Raw genomic sequence first — 17661 nt, 5'->3', positions numbered from 1 at the left:
TGTACCATTCAATACCGTCTTATTAGTATATTACATGACCTAAATAGTCTCGCAATGCATTCAAATCAAAACAAGGTACGGTACTATCAAAAAAACACATCCACTTGGAGAGTAACTTTCTGTGCTGAGTTATCACATATTGGTTTATCTGAATTTAAGATATTTAAAGACAGCGATCAAACTATGTTAGAACGAAAGGTTACCGCTCAATTTCAAAAGTGGGACGAAAAATGGCTTAAAATCCAGCAGTCACTGAGTAGCCAGCAATTCAAAGAAGGTAACACAAAGTATGCTGAAGAACAAACTAAAGAATATCAAACTTTACATCAGCGGATTGACAATATTTTAATCGAAGCGGTAGATGTTGATAATACAATCACTTGGGAAACCATTAAGGACAAAAAGAGATTCCCTGAGAAGAATCCGTTTAATGAAATTCATAATGAACTTGCTAAAATAAAAGACCCGATTAAGCCATCGGTTAAACCTATTCCGAAGGCACCCCATAAATCGAATTTAAAATATCAACCAATATTTACCTTCAGTGATAAGATTTTCAAATCCTCCAAAGAAAAAAAGATTTTGACTGCTGAAAGCGTTTACAAATTTGATTATCATTTGTGGGAAAAGCAGAAGAAAAGTATAGAGGTCGACAACAAAACCGCAGAAGATAAATACCACGAACAATTGCAGGTGGCCAAAGACCGGCGAGTATACATTGAAGAAAATTTATTAAAAGAAGAACAAGATTGGGTAAAAAGGAAAAACGATTATTTACAATCGCAAATTGAATTTAATGCAAAGATTGATGTACTGAAACAGAACTACCTTTCAAAAGATGCAGCAGCAACAGTGGAGTATTGTGATATGGTATTAACCAACTCTGAATATCCCGACTTAGTAAAAAAAGATTTTGATTTAGAATACAATCCCAAAAATTCAATTCTAATCGTAGATTACGTTTTACCCTCTTCCGAAGACTTTCCAAAAGTTTCTGAAGTACGATACATCGCAACTAAAAAGGAATTAAAGGAATACGCTATTTCGGAAGCTCAACTTGCTAAAGTTTTTGATGCTACAATGTATAATATTACTTTGCGAACCATACATGAGTTATACCAAGCAGATACTATAAATGCCTTAGAGGCAATTGTCTTTAATGGTTGGATCAATTATATCAATAAGGCAACCGGGAAAGATGAAAGTAGTTGCATACTATCCATTCAAATAAAGAAATCAGATTTTGTTGAAATAAATTTAAAAAACATTGACCCCAAAATATGTTTTAAGAATTTCAAGGGCGTTGGAAGCAGTAAATTATACGGAATAACACCAATCAGACCATTGCTTCATATAGATAAAAATGACAAAAGATTTGTATCGTCACATGACGTTGCAGGATTGTTAGATGAAGGCAGCAATCTTGCAACGATGCCTTGGGAAGAATTTGAACATCTAATAAGAGAAATATTCGCCAAGGAATTTTCACATAATGGCGGCGAAGTTAAGGTTACACAAGCGAGTCGTGATGGTGGCGTTGACGCGATTGCGTTTGACCCAGATCCAATAAGAGGTGGGAAAATTGTCATCCAAGCAAAAAGGTATACTAACACCGTCGGAGTAGCTGCTGTTAGAGACTTATATGGGACTGTTCACAATGAAGGCGCTAATAAAGGCATTTTGGTTACTACGTCAGACTATGGTCCAGACGCTTATGAATTTGTAAAGTCAAAGCCTCTAACTCTAATAAATGGTGCTAACCTCCTCTATCTACTTGAAAAACATGGTCACAAAGCGAGAATAAATATTAAAGAGGCGCGAGAAATCTCCAATAAACAGTAATCTCTGTAGCGTTTAGTCACCGCCTGTCGTAATAGTAATAAACAAGTTAACTATGACGAGGGCTTTATTATTGATAGCTACCGTATGCTTTCTCTCTGCCTGCACTAAAACCGATGTGCTGGATGGAAGTATATTTGGCAAATACGAGTTGCGCGCCACCTATGGCGGCTTTAGTTATCATTACGATAAATTCTCCCCGGGTAACGGCAGTATCTTCCAGTTTAAAAGCGACAGCACCTATAACCGGTACGCCGGCGACGCAATTGCGGCAAGCGGTAAATACCACATCAAAATAACCAATACCGAAGGAGGTGTCCGATACGGCACAATAGCTTTCAATACGTCCGATTACCGGGAAGCCTTCCGTATAAAGGGCGACACCATCACCATTGGTACAACCGTAACCGATGGTATTGCATCCGAGTATGTTAAACTAAAATAAGTTATAAAAAAATGAACATGAAAAAAGCCTTATTACTTGTAGCCATAGTTATTGGCCTCGCATCCTGCAAAAAAGAAAAAAACGCACAGGTTACCCCTGGCCTGTTTGGCAGATGGGAATTAGCATATGTACATGGCGGCCTTGCTCCAGCAAGAGCCATTACCAACAGCGGCAACATGTACCAGTTTAACAGCGATAGCACCTATGTAAAATACCTGGAGAATAAGGTTACCGCCAGTGGTAAATTCAGCATTAAGATAACCGAAATAAGAGATACCTTGAAATTTGGCAGAATAACTTTCACCAACCCCGACTATAGCGATGCCTGGACAGAAACTCCGCAGTCTATCATTACTGGGACGTCTGCCGCTGACGGACCTTCGTATCAATACTTTAAAGTGCGTTCAAAATAATAGATAGGGCTGCATGGATAAACACTGATACTGGATACCAACGTAACTGACAACATTGCAGCAGATTACAACGGATAAAGTAAATTAATTTGGATTACAGACTTCCCAAATTTTCACCGCCTCTACTGCTTCCCTAACATCGTGTACTCGTAATATTCCGGCTCCTTTAGTAAGCGCGATGGTATTTAAAACCGTGGTACCGTTCAGTGCTTCTTCGGCGGTGTGGCCCAGTAAACCGTAGATCATCCGCTTACGCGAGACACCTACCAATACCGGCAGTTGCAGCACATTAAATTCCTCCATACGACTCATTAAGGCATAACCTTGTTCCGCTGTTTTGGCAAAGCCGAAACCTGGGTCGATGATGATATCGTGTACGCCCAATTGCTTCAGCCGGTATACTTTTTTCACAAAATAATCAAACACTTCAGCAAAAACATCTTCGTACTGTGCCTGCTGCACCATATTTTGCGGTGTGCCTTTCATGTGCATTAAAATATAAGGCACTTGCAAGCGGGCAGCGGTGGCAAACATTTCGGCATCCAAACTACCGCCCGAAATATCGTTGATAATATGCGCTCCCGCTTTTATGGCAGCCTCGGCAACGCTTGCGCGAAAAGTATCGATGGATATAATAGCTTCAGGGAAGTTTTTCACGATGGCTTCAACAGCGGGAATTAGTCGTTCTGTTTCTTCCTCAACAGAAATATCTATAGCGCCGGGGCGCGAGGAGTAAGCGCCGAGGTCGAGGAAAGTTGCGCCATCGCATAACATTTTTTCGGCTTGTTGTATTACTGATGTCGCTTCCGTTTTGCGACTACCTGCGTAAAAAGAATCGGGCGTGATATTGATTATGCCCATCACTTTTGAGGATGACAGGTCTATCAATTTACCGCCGGCATTCAGGGTTACTTTTTTCTGAAAAAATGTATCTTTAGCCACTGGATTTGTTGGAATGTTGAAACGTTTTAAAGTTGTAAAGTTACGCTAACTTTCTGCAAAATTCGTTTCACTATCATGCGGCCCCTTTCAAAAGGAGCAATAAGGTAATCACTCGCCCCGCCACCGCACAAAACAAAATCCAAAGTTAAAAGGGATGGCAACATTTCAACCTTAAAACATTTCAACTTTACAACGCCATTGAACAACACAGCAGCAGAATACGACGCCGTTATCACACATTGCAGGAGCCTTTTCATGAAAAAGACCCGCGATTATGGCACCGCATGGCGCATCCTCAGGCCAAAATCTATCACCGACCAGATCTTTATTAAAGCGCAACGCATTCGCACGCTCGAAGAAAAACAGGTATCTAAAGTAGGCGAGGATATCACCGGCGAATACATCGGCATTGTAAACTATTGCGTTATAGCCATGATGCAACTGGACAGTACGGATGAAACCGCTTATGAACTTGCGGCTGACCATGTAGAAAAACAATTCGACGATAAAGTTACCGAAACCAGGGACCTGATGTTTGCCAAAAACCATGATTACGGCGAGGCCTGGCGCGATATGCGCATTAGCAGTTTAACCGACCTGATACTGATGAAGATACTTCGCGTAAAACAAATTGAAGATAACGAAGGTAAAACCCTGGCATCTGAAGGCGTAAAAGCCAACTACCAGGACATGCTGAATTACTCCGTTTTCGCGCTGATAAAATTAGGAGTGGCATGAAGAACATCCTGATCTGGTTTTGCAGAATAGTCGTTGGGTTGCTGTTCATTTTCTCGGGATTGATAAAAGCGAACGACCCGCTTGGCTTTTCTTACAAACTGGAAGAATATTTTGAGGTTTTTCACCTCACCTTTTTAAATGGCTTTGCCATAAGCGCGGCTGTGATCCTTTGCGCGTTGGAAATGCTTTTGGGTTTTGCCTTGCTGGTTGGCACACGTGCCGTATCTGTAGTTTGGGGTTTGTTGCTGCTCATTATATTTTTCGGCTTCCTTACTTTTTACTCGGCTTATTTTAAAGTAGTACAAACCTGCGGCTGTTTTGGTGATGCTATTCCGCTAACGCCATGGCAGTCGTTTAGCAAAGACATGGTGCTGCTGCTTTTGGTGCTGGTGATTTTTGTGAATCGCAAGGCTATCCTGCCGCTGGTAACACAAAAAACCGGGGACAAATTACTGATAGCGGCTACCGTACTATCGCTTGGCTTTGGCTTATACACGGATAATTTTTCGCCGATTGTAGATTTCCTGCCCTATAAAATCGGTGCCAATATTTTGGATGAGATGAAAACCCCACCGGGTGCCCCTGCTGATGTATACGAGATCATCTACCACCTCAAAAACAAAAAAACAGGCGAAACAAAAGTGATGACGGATAAGGAATACCTTAGAGATCCAGCCATCTGGAAAGACACTAACTGGGAAATAGCACCCAACCCCGAAAGTAAGTTGATTAGTAAAGGTTTCGAGCCCAAAATACGCGACTTGAATATCCAGGATGCTGATGGCAATAACTATAACCAGGAATTGCTATCGAGCCCATTTTATAGTTTGGTGATCGTTGCGTACAATTTAGATGAAACTAACGAGCAGGCCATTGGCCGCATTAACGCTTTAGCTGCCAATCTTATTGAAAATTATAATACCCGCATCATACTGCTTACTTCCAATCCGCCGCAAAGCGCGCAAGCCTTTGCCAAAAAGAACAAACTGGTAAGCGAATTATTTTATGCCGACGGTGTTCCGCTGAAAAGTATGGTACGTTCTAACCCTGGCATTATACTGCTGAAGAATGGTACGGTGATTAACAAATGGCATTATCATAACATGCCGAAGTATGAATACCTGGTAAAAGAATATTTTAGCAAACAATGAGCTGTGTATATTTAATAGGATTTATGGGCTGCGGCAAAACCAGCTGGGGCAAAAAGCTGGCCGCAGGTTTAGGTTATAATTTTATAGACCTGGACCACGTGCTGGAAGCACAGGCAGGCATGACCATTGCCGAATATTTCGCCAGCCACGGCGAAGAGGCCTTCCGCAGGCGGGAATCGGAAGTGCTGAAACAAACAGATTACCCCGAGAACGTTATCGTATCTACCGGTGGCGGGCTGCCCTGCTTCTTCGATCACATGGATTGGATGAACGATCATGGGCAAACATTGTACATTCAGCTATCGCCAAAAGCCCTTTCCTCACGCCTCGAGAATGCCAAAACACCACGCCCCGTACTGCAAGGCAAAAAAGGCGAAGAACTGGTGGAATTTATAGAACACAAACTGGCCGAACGCGAGGGTTATTACCTACAGGCAACTCACCACGTAAGCGGAATTGATATGAGTGTGGAGGGGTTAGTGGAGGTTGTGGGGCTTACGGCCATTTAGTTTCGCTCATCCGGTTATCCATCATTGCGATCACGATAATTTAAGAGTTCTTCACAATATAAAATACCGAGAGTTGTTTACTCAAAATGGCACGATGGATTTTGGAGTTCCGGCTGCTTTTCCGATAAAGTAATGGAAACACGCAAACGTTCTTTTCAAACTTATTTAACAGCTTTAAAAAACTATTAACCTCCCGCTGCGTAAAATAATATAAGATATAATTCTTTATATCGGCCGCGTTGCGATGGGCCCTTGGCGAATAAAAGATCTCTAAATAAATTTCAGGCATCCTTTAACTTCGCCCAAAATTCTTTTGATGACATTACATTTCCACTTTCGGCTTCTCTTAAACCAGCGTTTATATTTTCCTTTTGAGCCGGGGAAAGGTCATCCCACCAGTCCTTTCCGATATCTCCTGTATCGGCATTTTTAAGGCTCTCCAACATTGAAAGCATACTAATATCCGACAGTTGTTTAATCCAGGCTATTAAGTCTGTTTTGGTTTCTTTAACTTCTGCTGCTGACATACACAAATTTAATTATTCTACACCAAATAAACCGCATCCTCCTCACCTTCCACATCTAAAACAACGCTAACGTGTTCTTTAATAACGGTAGAAAGGGCTATACCTGCATAGTCGGTTGTTACGGGGAAGCTTTTGTGGTTTCGGTCGACAAGGACAACGGTGCGAAGTTTTTTTAACGGCACATCCAGGAAAACGCCAAAGCCGTAGGCCAAGGTTTTGCCGCTGTTGAGCACATCATCTACCAATACAATAACCTTATTGCTGCACTCCTCTATCTCAAAATTGATACGGGCACTCAGGCTAGTGCTATCCTTTTCCAGCTCAATGGTGAGCAAACGGGTGGTAAATGGTGCAATCTCATCCAGCACGACTTTTAGCCGTTGGGCAATTTGATTGCCGCGCGGCAGGATGCCGGCGATCAGGATCTCCGTTTCGTCGAAATTATCTTCCAGTATCTGGTAGGCAATACGATCGATCTTCTGCTGTATTTGCTTACTGTTTAATATGAGGAATTTCTTTTCAGACATGGCGAGGTAGATTAAATAGACTGTACACCAGTCCTTTTATTATATAGTCGTTTTATTACCACAAATAAAGTAACTAATAACGCAGTAATCAAGCAAACAAAAAATACCATAATCAGTAGTAGGCTTGCGTGTCCAAATTCGATATAGATCCTGTGGTCTCTTAATACTTGATGCCCCCAGTTAAGTAAATCGAAGTATATAAATATAGACACGAAATACGCTATTATCAACAATGATGCATACCAGGGCGATTTTAAATTAAGAGTCTTTTTTGCTACAAAAAACGATGCGATCAAAAAAACTAAATAAATAATTGCCGAAACTAAGTATTCATTCATACAATTAAAGTTATGAATATTCTGACCATTTAAAATCCCCTTTTCCTACCCCTTCACATACGGATAATAAACAAAATTTGCTCCTTCGGGCACTACTACAAACAGGCACATAAAATCGTGCGGATTTTTGTAGGTGGTGAGGAAACGTTCTTTCAGTTCCGCTTTGATGATACCGCGTTCGGTAAACTCCTCTATGGTGGAAGCATGGATGCTCCACTCCGTGTTGAGTTCGTTACGGTCGAGGATAACTTCGCCGAGTTTGAGTTCGTGCTGATGGGCAATAAATATGGGGTGCAGGGATAAGCCTTCGAGCATAATTTCTACCGCAACCTCGCGGATGCTTTCGTTAAAAAGTTTCAGGTCGCGCTCCAGGCTTACCAGGGGGCTTTCCTTTTTTGCTTTATCGGGCTCTCCGCCGTTTTGGTTCAGCAGTTCTTCGGGGTCCATATATCTATGTAAATGAAATTCTTAATTCGGTTAATTATTCCTGCAGAGGTTTGGGCATCATCTTAGCCGCGTTGAACCTCGGCTTAAAGCCAACCGGCTTTGGTGTTGTTTCATCTGCAGGAGTTTCGGGTTCTGCGGAGGTTTCAATTACCGGTGTCGCAGCAGTTTCCGTCGCCAGTTCTACAATTTCAGGACTTGGTTGCTCTTCCACAGCAGGCTTTGGAGCCATCATTTTGGCGTTGAACCTCGGCTTAAAGCCAACCGGCTTTGGCGTAGGTGGTTCCGTTGGAATTTCGGACGCTATATCTTCGGGTTGAGCTACTTCCGCTAATTTCTCTTCAACAATCTCAGGCTTAGGCGCCATCATTTTGGCGTTGAACCTTGGCTTAAAACCCGCAGGTTTTGGAGCAGGCGGTTCGGCAGGTACTTTGAGTATAGTACTTTCAGGCTGCGTAGCCTCTACCGCTTTGTCTTCTGTAACTTCCGGTTTAGGCAAAACCATTTTTGGGTTAAACCTTGGTTTAAAACCTGCCGGTTTTGGTGCGGATGGTTCGGCAGCTACTTCGGGAATCGCACTTTCAGGTGGTGCAGGTTCGTCTGCTTTTTCCGCTGCAACGTCCTCTTTCGGCGCAATCATTTTAGGGTTGAACCTCGGCTTAAATCCCGCTGGCTTTGGTATAGATGGTTTGGATTCCTCAGCTTTCGACTTTTCACTTTCAACTTTCAACTCAATAATCTTCGATGGCACCGGAATGCTTTCCGTAAGAGTTTCTACAATGGTTTGCTCGGCAAGGCGGTTCTCCAGATGCATTTTCTCCGGCTTTTGTTCCGGCGAAAGGTGGTAGCTAAGGCGCAGCTTGTTAAACCAATACTTTTTGGTATGGTCGAAACTCTTTTCGCCCATTTGCTCAAAGTGGGTTTTAAATTCAAAAAACAAGGCCGGCTCGCCCGCTCGCAGGCTGGTAAGGTCGATCCTCTTTTTCTGAAAAAACTCTTCGAAAGTCATGGTTTAATTTGAAGATTTGATGATGTGGCAATTTGAAAATTAAGCCATTCTCGAATTATTCGTTCTTCGTTTTGTAATCTGAAGATATAGTTGATTTTAATTTTTCTCATTTTCAAATTTTCAAACCTTCAAATTACCTAATTAATGTTCACCTCAACATCCAGCTTATTAAAGCGGATGCCTTTATCGGTTTGGTCCCAGTCTTCTCGCTCCTCGTCGGTAGCGTTCAACAATTTCGGGAACCACTCCAACGGAAAAGCCTGCTGCTTGCCATCAGCTTTCTCCACAAAAAGTAAACCATTGGCAAAGGTTACCTTAACTTTTTGTTCCTGCTTGCGGGTTGATAGTAGTGGCATGGTTCTAATTTGAAGATTTGGTAATTTGAAGATTTGAATTGAGTATGCGTTGAATTTTCAAATCAACTCATTTTCAAATTAAAAGCTTACTCCGCCATATTGTGGTACACGGCTTGCACATCGTCGTCTTCCTCTAAGCGGTCAATGATCTTAAATACATCAACGGATTGTTCTTCGGTTACGGCGATGTTTGATTGCGCAATACGCTCCAGCTTGGCCGATTTGGTTTCGATGCCTAATCCTTCCAATGCCTTCTGCATTTTGCCAAAATCTTCGTAAGCAGCGTGCAATACGGCAATTTCGTTTCCTTCCTCGTCGGCATCCACAAACAGGTCTTCCAAACCAGCATCTATCAGTTCAAACTCCAATTCTTCCAGGTCGCGATCGCCGGGTACAAAGGTGAATACCGATTTACGGCTGAAGATGAAATCCAACGAGCCTGTTTTGCCCAGTGTGCCACCATATTTAGTAAAATAACTGCGCACGTTGGCCACGGTGCGGTTCAGGTTATCGGTAGCAGTTTCTACCAATATAGCTACACCGTGCTGCGCATATCCCTCATATACAATTTCTTCATAATCTTTTTCATCACGGCTGGTGGCGCGCTTTATAGCCGCCTCTACCCTATCCTTTGGCATGTTTACCGCCTTGGAGTTTTGGATGGCCGTGCGCAGGCGCGAGTTGGTGTGTGGGTCGCCGCCGCCGGCTTTAACCGCCATTACTATTTCTTTACCTAAACGTGTAAACTGAACCGCCATTTTGGCCCAGCGCTTAAATTTTCTTTCCTTACGGAATTCAAATGCTCTTCCCATTGCTTTTTTAAAAGTCCATAGACCATAGTTGATGGCCCATAGCTGTTAGTGTTTCTCTTATTGGTTATAATTTCCGTCCATCGACTATCATCTATGGACCATGGACTCTTTATAGTACTTTCTTTAAATTTTCCAACATGTCCCAGGTCATTTTGCCTAAGTCGTACTCTATTTGCCAGCCCCAGTCTTTCCAGGCCTGGCTATCGTCTATGGATTTTGGCCAGCTATCGGCAATCGCCTGTCGCGGGTCGCTGTCCACATAACTCATCTCGAAATTAGGCAAATGCTTTTTAATTTCATTGGCTAATTCTTCGGGCGTAAAGCTAATGCCCGCCAAATTATAACTGCTGCGAATGCTGATCTGCTCTGCAGGCGCATCCATCAAACTAATGGTTGCGCGGATAGCGTCTTCCATATACATCATGGGCAGGGCGGTAGCTTCTTGCAAAAAGCTTTGGTACTTGCCTTTCTTTAGCGCTTCGTGGAAAATGTGCACCGCGTAATCGGTAGTGCCGCCGCCCGGATTGGCACGCCAGCCTATTAAGCCCGGGTAACGAATGCTACGCACATCAACACCATATTTAGTGTGGTAATATTCGCACCAGCGTTCGCCTGCCAATTTGCTAAAGCCGTAGACCGTGTTAGGGTCCATAACGCAGTATTGGGGTGTATTATATTGGGGCGAGTGCGGGCCAAAAACGGCTATCGAACTCGGCCAAAAAACCTTCGCGGTTTTAAATTCAACGGCAAAGTCAAGTATGTGTAAAAGGCCGGTCATGTTAAGGTCCCAGGCCATTTTTGGTTTTTGCTCGCCTACGGCAGATAAGATAGCCGCCAGCAGGTAAACCTGTGTGGGCCGGTGCTTATCAAACAAATGGTGCAGGTTATCCTTATCCAGCACATTAGCAAACTCGAACGGGCCGCTGTTACGGATGGCATAATTCGGACTGTTAATATCTGATGCTATCACGTTTTCGGCACCATAAATATTCCTCAAAGCAGTAACCAGTTCGGTACCAATTTGCCCGTTGGCGCCTATCACTAAAATCTTTTCGCTCATGCAGATGCGGGTTTGGCTACAAAGGTAAAAATTTGAGCGAAATGAGTTAAACTTTGCAAAAACAAAGGTTTATATACTAAACTGGTAGACTTAATTGCAGCTAAGGCAAAAAAATCGCATATTTGGGGTTTAATTTATTACATAATTTAACAACAAAATGAAAGTCGCAGTAGTAGGTGCCACCGGGCTGGTAGGCACTAAAATGTTGCAGATCCTTGAGGAGCGCAACTTCCCCGTTACAGAATTGATCCCCGTAGCTTCCGCTAAAAGTATTGGTAAAGAAATTACTTTTAAGGGTAAGCAGTATAAGGTGGTTTCTGTTGAGGATGCGATAAAGCAAAGGCCTGATGTTGCCCTGTTTAGTGCAGGTGGTAGTGCTTCTTTAGAGCAGGCACCTTTGTTTGCCGAAGCAGGCGTAACCGTTATTGATAATTCATCGGCCTGGCGTATGGACCCTACCAAGAAACTGGTTGTGCCCGAAGTAAACGCCGATGTGCTTACTGCCGATGATAAGATCATCGCCAACCCAAATTGCTCAACCATACAAATGGTAGTGGCCCTAAAGCCCCTGCACGATGCTTATAAAATTAAACGCGTGGTGGTTTCTACTTACCAATCGGTAACCGGCACCGGCGTAAAAGCGGTTGACCAGTTGTTTAACGAGCGTAAAGGTATTGAAGGCCCGATGGCGTATCCGTACACCATCGACCTGAACGTTATCCCTCAGATTGATGTATTTACCGAGAACGGTTACACCAAAGAAGAAATGAAAATGGTGAAGGAAACCGTTAAAATTATGGGTGATGACAGCATTAAGGTTACTGCTACTACGGTGCGTATCCCGGTAATGGGCGGCCACTCAGAATCGGTTAACATCGAATTTTTGAATGATTTTGATGTGGAAGAAGTGAAAGCTTTACTTGCAAAATCGCCCGGTATCATTGTAACTGATGATATTGCTAATCTGAAATACCCAATGCCGCTCGACGCGCACGATAAAGACGAAGTTTTTGTTGGCCGCATCCGCCGCGATGAAACCCAGCCGAATACTTTAAACTGCTGGATAGTATCTGATAACCTGCGCAAAGGCGCCGCAACCAACGCCGTGCAAATTGCCGAGTATTTGGTGGCTAAGCATTTGATTGGTCAGCCGGTAGAAGCTTAATTGTAGAGACGCGATACTTCGCGTCTCCCGCATGCAAATCCAATCACGGCGATAAAGACGCGAAGTATCGCGTCTCTACGATAGAAAAATTGAATAGGGATGGTCGTAAGATTATCCCTATTTTTATGCAACAATAATTAAATGAAAGCCCTTAAACTATTTCCTTTCGCCATTTGCTATTTTGCATTTGCTAACTTATTCGCCCAAACCCCACAGTCCATCGAAGCCGATCTTCTCAAATCATTTAAAAAGATTGCCTATTGGGATCAAAAACTCAATGACCCTACCGGTAATTCAGGCGATTCTCTTGATAATGCAAACCGGTTTTTTGGTGAAAGATTAAAACAGACAACCGAACGCTACCCGGCTACAATTACACAGTCCTTTACCGCATTAAGGAAAGAGCGCCTCGATATTTTCACATCATCCGACGGACTGTTTAGAATTTATTCATGGGATACCGGTGGCGGTGGCACCATGCGCGAATTTGAAAGTGTGATGCAGTATAAGGTGGGAGATAAAGCAAAATCCGAACTGTTTGTCAGTTCCCAGGAGATTGGCGTGCCTTTTTATTCAAACTTATACACTTTTAACACAGGTAGTAAAACCTATTACCTGGGTATCACGGGCATTATAGAATCATCACGATATGCGGGCACAGGCATTAAAATATTTGCTATCGAAAATGGCAAGCTAAATACTAATGTAAAGCTGCTCAAAACAGGCACGGGATTGAAGAATGAGATTTCGTACGAGTACGATTTCAGCTCTATAGCCTACATCCCTTATGGAAAAAGGCCAACAATTACCTTCGATGCCACAACGCAAACCATCCTGATACCTCTCGTAGATGGGAAGGGCAACGTCACTAAAAAATTCATCACCTACAAATTCACCGGGCAGTATTTCGAAAAGGTAAGTAACTTAGCCAAATGATCTCTTTCGCTCATCGTGTTTTTATGGAAGTAGCTGCCAACCTGAGTTTTTCTAAAGCGGCGCAGGTGCTGTTTATCACCCAACCAGCCATCAGCAAGCATGTAAAAGCGCTGGAAGATCAATATAAACTACCGCTGTTCGAACGCAAAGGCAACAGCATTTTGCTTACCGAAGCCGGCATTAAACTCAACGATTACCTGAAACAGGCCACCGAAATTGAACGAAAGGTGGAGTACGACCTCTCTATCCTTAGCAACGCGGCCAACGCTGCGGGCCATTTGCGACTGGGCGCCAGTACTACTATCGCGCTGTATATTCTGCCTTATATCCTTTCGGGTTTTCAACGGGAATACGCCAATGTGGGCGTACAACTGGTTAACCGCAATTCCGAATATATCCTTAACGCCCTGTTGAACCATGAGGTTGACCTCGGCATTATCGAAGCAGACAGCAAACTCACTACCGTTACTTACACTCATTTTATGAGCGATGAGGTGATCCCGGTTTGTTCGGCGAAAAGCCCGCTGGCTGGCAGATCGCTTAGCTTAAAGCAGTTTGTAAAAACGCCGCTTGCCCTGCGCGAACGCGGCTCAGGAACGCTTACGGCCCTGCTGAAAGCCATTGCCGCCTTCAACATAAAACCTGCCGACCTCTCTGTTAAAATACGCCTCGGCGGTACAGAAGCACTTAAGAACTTCCTGCTGGCCGACCAATGCCTTGGCTTTATGCCCCGCCCATCCATTATCCGTCAGCTTGCCGAGGGCGATTTGATAGAGGTACCCATAGAAGGCTTAAAAATAACCCGCGATTTTTATTTCATCCGCCGCAAAGGGACCGAGGATAACGGACTAACAGGAAATTTCATCAATTACGCGGTAAAGCATATAGCCGGTTAGTGCCATGTCTCACAAAAAAGCCCTCATCATAGGTGCCGGTATTGCAGGTATTGCAGCGGCTATCCGTTTGGCGGTAAAAGGGTACGCTGTTGAGGTTTTTGAAGCGAATAGTTATCCCGGTGGTAAGCTGTCGGAAATTGAGCAAAATGGCTACCGTTTTGATGCCGGGCCAAGCCTGCTCACCATGCCGCAATATATTGATGAACTGTTCCAACTTGCCAATAAAAACCCTGCCGACTACTTTCGTTACCAAAAACTGGCCGTGGTTTGCCATTACTTTTACGAGGATGGCACTCGCATCAATGCCTACGCCGACACAGAAAAATTCGCGCAAGAACTCAACCGCGCCACGGGCGAACCGGCCAAAAACATTATCAAATACCTGGCAAACAGCTCCGATATTTATAACATCACTAATCATGTTTTTTTAGAGCGCTCATTGCATAGCCTGCAAACTTTCCTGCGCTGGGATACCGTTCGCTCGATATTTAAATTACCACGTATAGACGCCTTCCGGGCAATGCATCAAGCTAACGCGGGTTATTTTGAGGATGCGCGTGTGGTGCAGTTTTTCGACAGGTATGCTACCTACAATGGATCCAACCCGTATGAAGCACCCGCCACGCTTAATGTGATACCGCATCTTGAGCATCACTTCGGTGCATACTTCCCGGAGGGTGGTATGTATAGCATCACTAAAAGTTTGGTAAAACTGGCGGAAGATCTTGGTGTACAATTCCGTTACAATGCCAAAGTGGATGAGATCGTGGTCATCAATAGAATCGCGAAAGGCATCAGCGTGAAAGGTGAAAATGTGGTAGCAGATATTGTTGTATCTAACATGGATATTTGGTTCACTTATAAAAACCTGTTACAAAAACATCCGGCGCTGCATCCCAAGAAGATCATGAACCAGGAACGCAGCAGCTCGGCATTAATATTTTACTGGGGGATAAAAAAGCAATTCCCGGAATTAGACCTGCACAACATTTTTTTCAGTACCGATTACAAAGCAGAGTTCGAATATATCTGGCAAGAACAGGACATCTACAAAGACCCGACAGTTTACCTAAACATCAGTTCTAAACTAAAGGCGGACGACGCTCCCGATGGTTGCGAGAATTGGTTTGTGATGATCAATGTACCTGCCAACAACGGGCAGGATTGGGATGCGCTGATAGATACCGCCCGGAAAAACATCAAGCAAAAACTTTCCAAAGCATTGGGCGAAGACGTCAGCAAACTCATTGTTTCAGAAAGCATTTTAGATCCCCGCGGCATAGAATCGAAAACGTCCTCCTATAAAGGCTCCATTTACGGCACCAGTTCCAATAGCCAATTCGCGGCATTTTTAAGGCACACTAATCAGTCGTCGAAAATAAAAGGATTATACTTTTGCGGGGGTAGTGTACATCCCGGTGGGGGCATACCGCTTTGTTTGCTATCGGCTAAGATCATGGCGGCGAGCCCCCCAGCCCCCTGAAGGGGGAGCCGAATCATAAAGCTCACTTGGCTAATCAAAAGCTCCCCCTTCAGGGGGCTGGGGGGTAACCATTTTCTCCAGCGCTTCTATCCACTTTGGCGAGTCGTTCAAGCTTTCTACCAGCTGTACGTGCTCACCGCCGAGGGCTTTAAACTCGTCGCCGTATTCGGTGGTTACCTCGTAAACGGTTTCCAGGCAGTCTGATACAAAAGCCGGGCAAAATACCAACAGGCGTTTTTTACCTTGCTCGGCCATTTGTTTAATGATCTCGATGGTGTAGGGTTGTACCCATGGGTCGTTGCCGAGGCGGCTTTGGAAACAAACGGTATATTTATCTCTCGGCAGTTGCATTTTGGCAGCAATAAGTCGCGCGGTATCATGTGATTGTGCCGAGTAGCAAAATTTATTGGTATCGTTCAGCGTGTTGCAGCAGCCGTCAACCTTTAGGCAATAGCTTTGGGTATGGTCGCATTTTTTTAATTGCCGTTGTGGCAAGCCGTGAAAGCTGAACAGGATATGGTCGTAAGTTTCAGGCTGGTGCTTTGCGGCATTATCCACAAAGGTATCGATCATCAACTCATTATCATGGAAGGAATTGGTAAACATGATATTGGGCACAGTTTGCCAATCCTTTACAATGCCCATCACTTTCTCGTGTACCGAGCCGGTACTTGCCGATGCATACTGCGGAAACAGGGCGATCACTTGGATCTCGCTAACAAGAGCATCTTTCAGGTTCTGCAAGGCAGATTCGATAGAGGGGCTTTGGTAACGCATGGCCAACTCCACCATATAGCCATCGCCAAGGCGCTGCTGCAACGCTTTTTGCTGTAAAATGCTGTAATATTTTAATGGTGAGCCGGTTTCGTTGTTCCAGATGGCCTGGTAAAGTTTTGCCGACTTTGGTGCCCTGAAGGGTACGATAATGGCTTTCACCAAAAATGTACGCAGTGCAGCGTTTACATCTATTACCCTTGGGTCCATCAAAAACTCATCGAGATATTTGCGTACATCCGCCGTAGACGGACTATCCGGTGTGCCCAGATTTACCAGTAAAACTCCCTTTTTCGCCATAATTTAAAAGTTGGTAAAAATAAGAAATTTTACGCCTTGCGATAGCGCAGAAGAGACAAATTACAAATAAATGATGAGTATCATATATTAGCCAACCGCATGCATTTTCGGTACAAACCAATCAGCGATTAGGGTTAACAAAACTTAACACAATTCAAAAAGAAATTTTATAAAACATTAATAATCAAATATTTACATATTTACAGGGTTAACACATTTTGCGCTTTTTTTAACCGGTAATTTTGCTTATACTAAATTTCAGGCCTTTCGGCGTACCGTTTGGCCTGGCGGCTCTTGCGCCCGCCACAACTTCCACCAGGGTAGCCATGGTGCGTCGTGGTGTTCGTAATGATATCCAAAGAAATAGCAGCTAAAAAAAGCCAGGAAATGGTTGCGCCTAAAACTGCGGCTTTGGTGTTTATTATCGTGCTCGCCCTTGTGCGGCAAATAGGTACCAAAGTAAAACAGCTGCAGTGTGCTAAGCAGCGAGGGCACCACCCAAAACAAAATAAGATTAGGCTGTGGCACCCATAATTTAAACACATTAAATAAAATGGCCATCACCACAATTTGCCAGATGGACAGGTAATTACGGATGAACTGCACGTACCAGGCAAAGAATTTACCGTTGTGATAATCCGGGTCCTCATCGGTATGCACGTGGCTGTGGTGCTTGTGGTGCTTGGTATAAAGCTGCGGGTACCAAAACGACGCGTACAGAAATGTACAGATATACCCCACCAGGTTATTAAGCTTCACATTCGGCGCCACGGTGCCATGCATCGCATCGTGGGCGGTAATAAACAGTCCGGTATACAAGTGCATCTGTACCAAAACAAACAGGTACAGCAGGGGATTGGCAAAGTTCACCTGCCATCGCATTAGCAACGCCGTGGAAGTAACCCAACTGCCGACAACCAGCAGGGCAATAAATAAACCGGTATAGGATGGTGGTTTTTGCAAGGCAGACTTGTTTGAGATGGAACTATGCAAATTT

The 17661-nt window shown here is 43.9% G+C and carries 20 protein-coding genes; 10 read left to right on the top strand and 10 right to left on the bottom strand.

All coding sequences use genetic code 11. The annotated features are described in order from the left end of the window. Positions 1 to 54 precede the first annotated feature (54 nt). Genes EPL05_RS19030 through EPL05_RS19020 form a run of 3 tightly spaced genes read left to right on the top strand, consistent with a single transcriptional unit; the run spans position 55 to position 2697 of the window. The gene (locus tag EPL05_RS19030) at positions 55 to 1842 is read left to right on the top strand and encodes a restriction endonuclease (protein ID WP_128535569.1); all 1788 of its coding nucleotides are present in this window, start codon (positions 55 to 57) and stop codon (positions 1840 to 1842) included. A gap of 52 nt (positions 1843 to 1894) precedes the next feature. Next, positions 1895 to 2284 (top strand): hypothetical protein, encoded by a 390-nt coding sequence (locus EPL05_RS19025; protein WP_128535568.1) that lies wholly within the window; start codon positions 1895 to 1897, stop codon positions 2282 to 2284. Between the two features lie 17 nt (positions 2285 to 2301). Continuing rightward, positions 2302 to 2697, top strand: a complete 396-nt coding sequence (locus EPL05_RS19020; protein WP_128535567.1) for a hypothetical protein — start codon at positions 2302 to 2304, stop codon at positions 2695 to 2697. 84 nt (positions 2698 to 2781) lie between these two features. Here the strand turns inward: EPL05_RS19020 and folP are convergent, their stop codons facing one another. Next, positions 2782 to 3639 (bottom strand): dihydropteroate synthase, encoded by an 858-nt coding sequence (folP, locus tag EPL05_RS19015; protein ID WP_128535566.1) that lies wholly within the window; start codon positions 3637 to 3639, stop codon positions 2782 to 2784. A gap of 255 nt (positions 3640 to 3894) precedes the next feature. Here folP and EPL05_RS19010 point away from each other — a divergent pair, with 255 nt between their 5' ends. Genes EPL05_RS19010 through EPL05_RS19000 form a run of 3 tightly spaced genes read left to right on the top strand, consistent with a single transcriptional unit; the run spans position 3895 to position 6037 of the window. Further along, the gene (locus EPL05_RS19010; RefSeq protein ID WP_128535565.1) at positions 3895 to 4377 is read left to right on the top strand and encodes a DUF1599 domain-containing protein; all 483 of its coding nucleotides are present in this window, start codon (positions 3895 to 3897) and stop codon (positions 4375 to 4377) included. Further along, positions 4374 to 5528, top strand: coding sequence for a BT_3928 family protein (locus EPL05_RS19005; protein WP_128535564.1), 1155 nt, complete (start codon positions 4374 to 4376; stop codon positions 5526 to 5528). Before EPL05_RS19010 ends, EPL05_RS19005 begins: the two co-directional genes overlap by 4 nt. After that, the gene (locus EPL05_RS19000; RefSeq protein WP_128535563.1) at positions 5525 to 6037 is read left to right on the top strand and encodes a shikimate kinase; all 513 of its coding nucleotides are present in this window, start codon (positions 5525 to 5527) and stop codon (positions 6035 to 6037) included. Before EPL05_RS19005 ends, EPL05_RS19000 begins: the two co-directional genes overlap by 4 nt. 281 nt (positions 6038 to 6318) lie before the next feature. Here EPL05_RS19000 and EPL05_RS18995 read toward each other — a convergent pair whose 3' ends face one another. The 7 genes from EPL05_RS18995 to EPL05_RS18965 all read right to left on the bottom strand — a co-directional run bounded on the left by EPL05_RS18995 (position 6319) and on the right by EPL05_RS18965 (position 11110). Next, the gene (locus tag EPL05_RS18995; protein WP_128535562.1) at positions 6319 to 6564 is read right to left on the bottom strand and encodes a hypothetical protein; all 246 of its coding nucleotides are present in this window, start codon (positions 6562 to 6564) and stop codon (positions 6319 to 6321) included. A 17-nt stretch (positions 6565 to 6581) separates the two neighbouring features. Further along, positions 6582 to 7091, bottom strand: coding sequence for a phosphoribosyltransferase family protein (locus EPL05_RS18990; protein ID WP_128535561.1), 510 nt, complete (start codon positions 7089 to 7091; stop codon positions 6582 to 6584). Positions 7092 to 7474: 383 nt separating this feature from the next. Further along, a complete protein-coding gene (locus EPL05_RS18985; RefSeq protein WP_128535560.1) occupies positions 7475 to 7876 on the bottom strand; it encodes a hypothetical protein in 402 nt (133 codons plus the stop codon). A 34-nt stretch (positions 7877 to 7910) separates the two neighbouring features. Further along, positions 7911 to 8882: a hypothetical protein gene (locus tag EPL05_RS18980; protein WP_128535559.1), complete on the bottom strand. Its 972-nt coding sequence runs from the start codon at positions 8880 to 8882 to the stop codon at positions 7911 to 7913. A gap of 137 nt (positions 8883 to 9019) precedes the next feature. After that, on the bottom strand, positions 9020 to 9238 hold the full coding sequence (locus EPL05_RS18975; protein WP_128535558.1) for a DUF2442 domain-containing protein: 219 nt from the start codon (positions 9236 to 9238) through the stop codon (positions 9020 to 9022). Positions 9239 to 9324: 86 nt separating this feature from the next. Continuing rightward, complete coding sequence (locus EPL05_RS18970; protein WP_128535557.1) at positions 9325 to 10050, bottom strand: YebC/PmpR family DNA-binding transcriptional regulator; 726 nt, start codon at positions 10048 to 10050, stop codon at positions 9325 to 9327. A 109-nt stretch (positions 10051 to 10159) separates the two neighbouring features. After that, the gene (locus EPL05_RS18965; RefSeq protein WP_128535556.1) at positions 10160 to 11110 is read right to left on the bottom strand and encodes an NAD-dependent epimerase/dehydratase family protein; all 951 of its coding nucleotides are present in this window, start codon (positions 11108 to 11110) and stop codon (positions 10160 to 10162) included. Positions 11111 to 11267: 157 nt separating this feature from the next. On the opposite strand from EPL05_RS18965, the gene EPL05_RS18960 reads away from it, so the two are divergent. From EPL05_RS18960 to crtD, 4 genes are all read left to right on the top strand, one after another. Next, positions 11268 to 12275: an aspartate-semialdehyde dehydrogenase gene (locus EPL05_RS18960; RefSeq protein WP_128535555.1), complete on the top strand. Its 1008-nt coding sequence runs from the start codon at positions 11268 to 11270 to the stop codon at positions 12273 to 12275. Between the two features lie 141 nt (positions 12276 to 12416). Beyond that, on the top strand, positions 12417 to 13211 hold the full coding sequence (locus EPL05_RS18955) for a hypothetical protein (RefSeq protein WP_128535554.1): 795 nt from the start codon (positions 12417 to 12419) through the stop codon (positions 13209 to 13211). Further along, positions 13208 to 14107 carry a LysR substrate-binding domain-containing protein gene (locus EPL05_RS18950; protein WP_128535553.1) on the top strand — a complete coding sequence of 300 codons (900 nt, stop codon included), beginning with the start codon at positions 13208 to 13210 and terminating at the stop codon, positions 14105 to 14107. The genes EPL05_RS18955 and EPL05_RS18950 overlap by 4 nt, the downstream gene beginning before the upstream one ends. 4 nt (positions 14108 to 14111) lie before the next feature. Further along, positions 14112 to 15590 (top strand): 1-hydroxycarotenoid 3,4-desaturase CrtD, encoded by a 1479-nt coding sequence (crtD, locus tag EPL05_RS18945; protein WP_128535552.1) that lies wholly within the window; start codon positions 14112 to 14114, stop codon positions 15588 to 15590. 30 nt (positions 15591 to 15620) lie between these two features. Here the strand turns inward: crtD and hemH are convergent, their stop codons facing one another. Both hemH and EPL05_RS18935 read right to left on the bottom strand, forming a co-directional pair. Beyond that, the gene (gene hemH / locus EPL05_RS18940; protein WP_128535551.1) at positions 15621 to 16664 is read right to left on the bottom strand and encodes a ferrochelatase; all 1044 of its coding nucleotides are present in this window, start codon (positions 16662 to 16664) and stop codon (positions 15621 to 15623) included. A 258-nt stretch (positions 16665 to 16922) separates the two neighbouring features. Continuing rightward, positions 16923 to 17627 carry a fatty acid desaturase gene (locus EPL05_RS18935; protein WP_208394785.1) on the bottom strand — a complete coding sequence of 235 codons (705 nt, stop codon included), beginning with the start codon at positions 17625 to 17627 and terminating at the stop codon, positions 16923 to 16925. Between the last annotated feature and the right edge of the window lie 34 nt (positions 17628 to 17661).

The sequence above is a fragment of the Mucilaginibacter gilvus genome (genome assembly GCF_004054195.1).
Lineage (GTDB): Bacteria > Bacteroidota > Bacteroidia > Sphingobacteriales > Sphingobacteriaceae > Mucilaginibacter > Mucilaginibacter gilvus.
The sequence above is the reverse complement of the archived record's forward strand: the minus strand, read 5'-3'. Positions and strand labels throughout refer to the sequence as shown.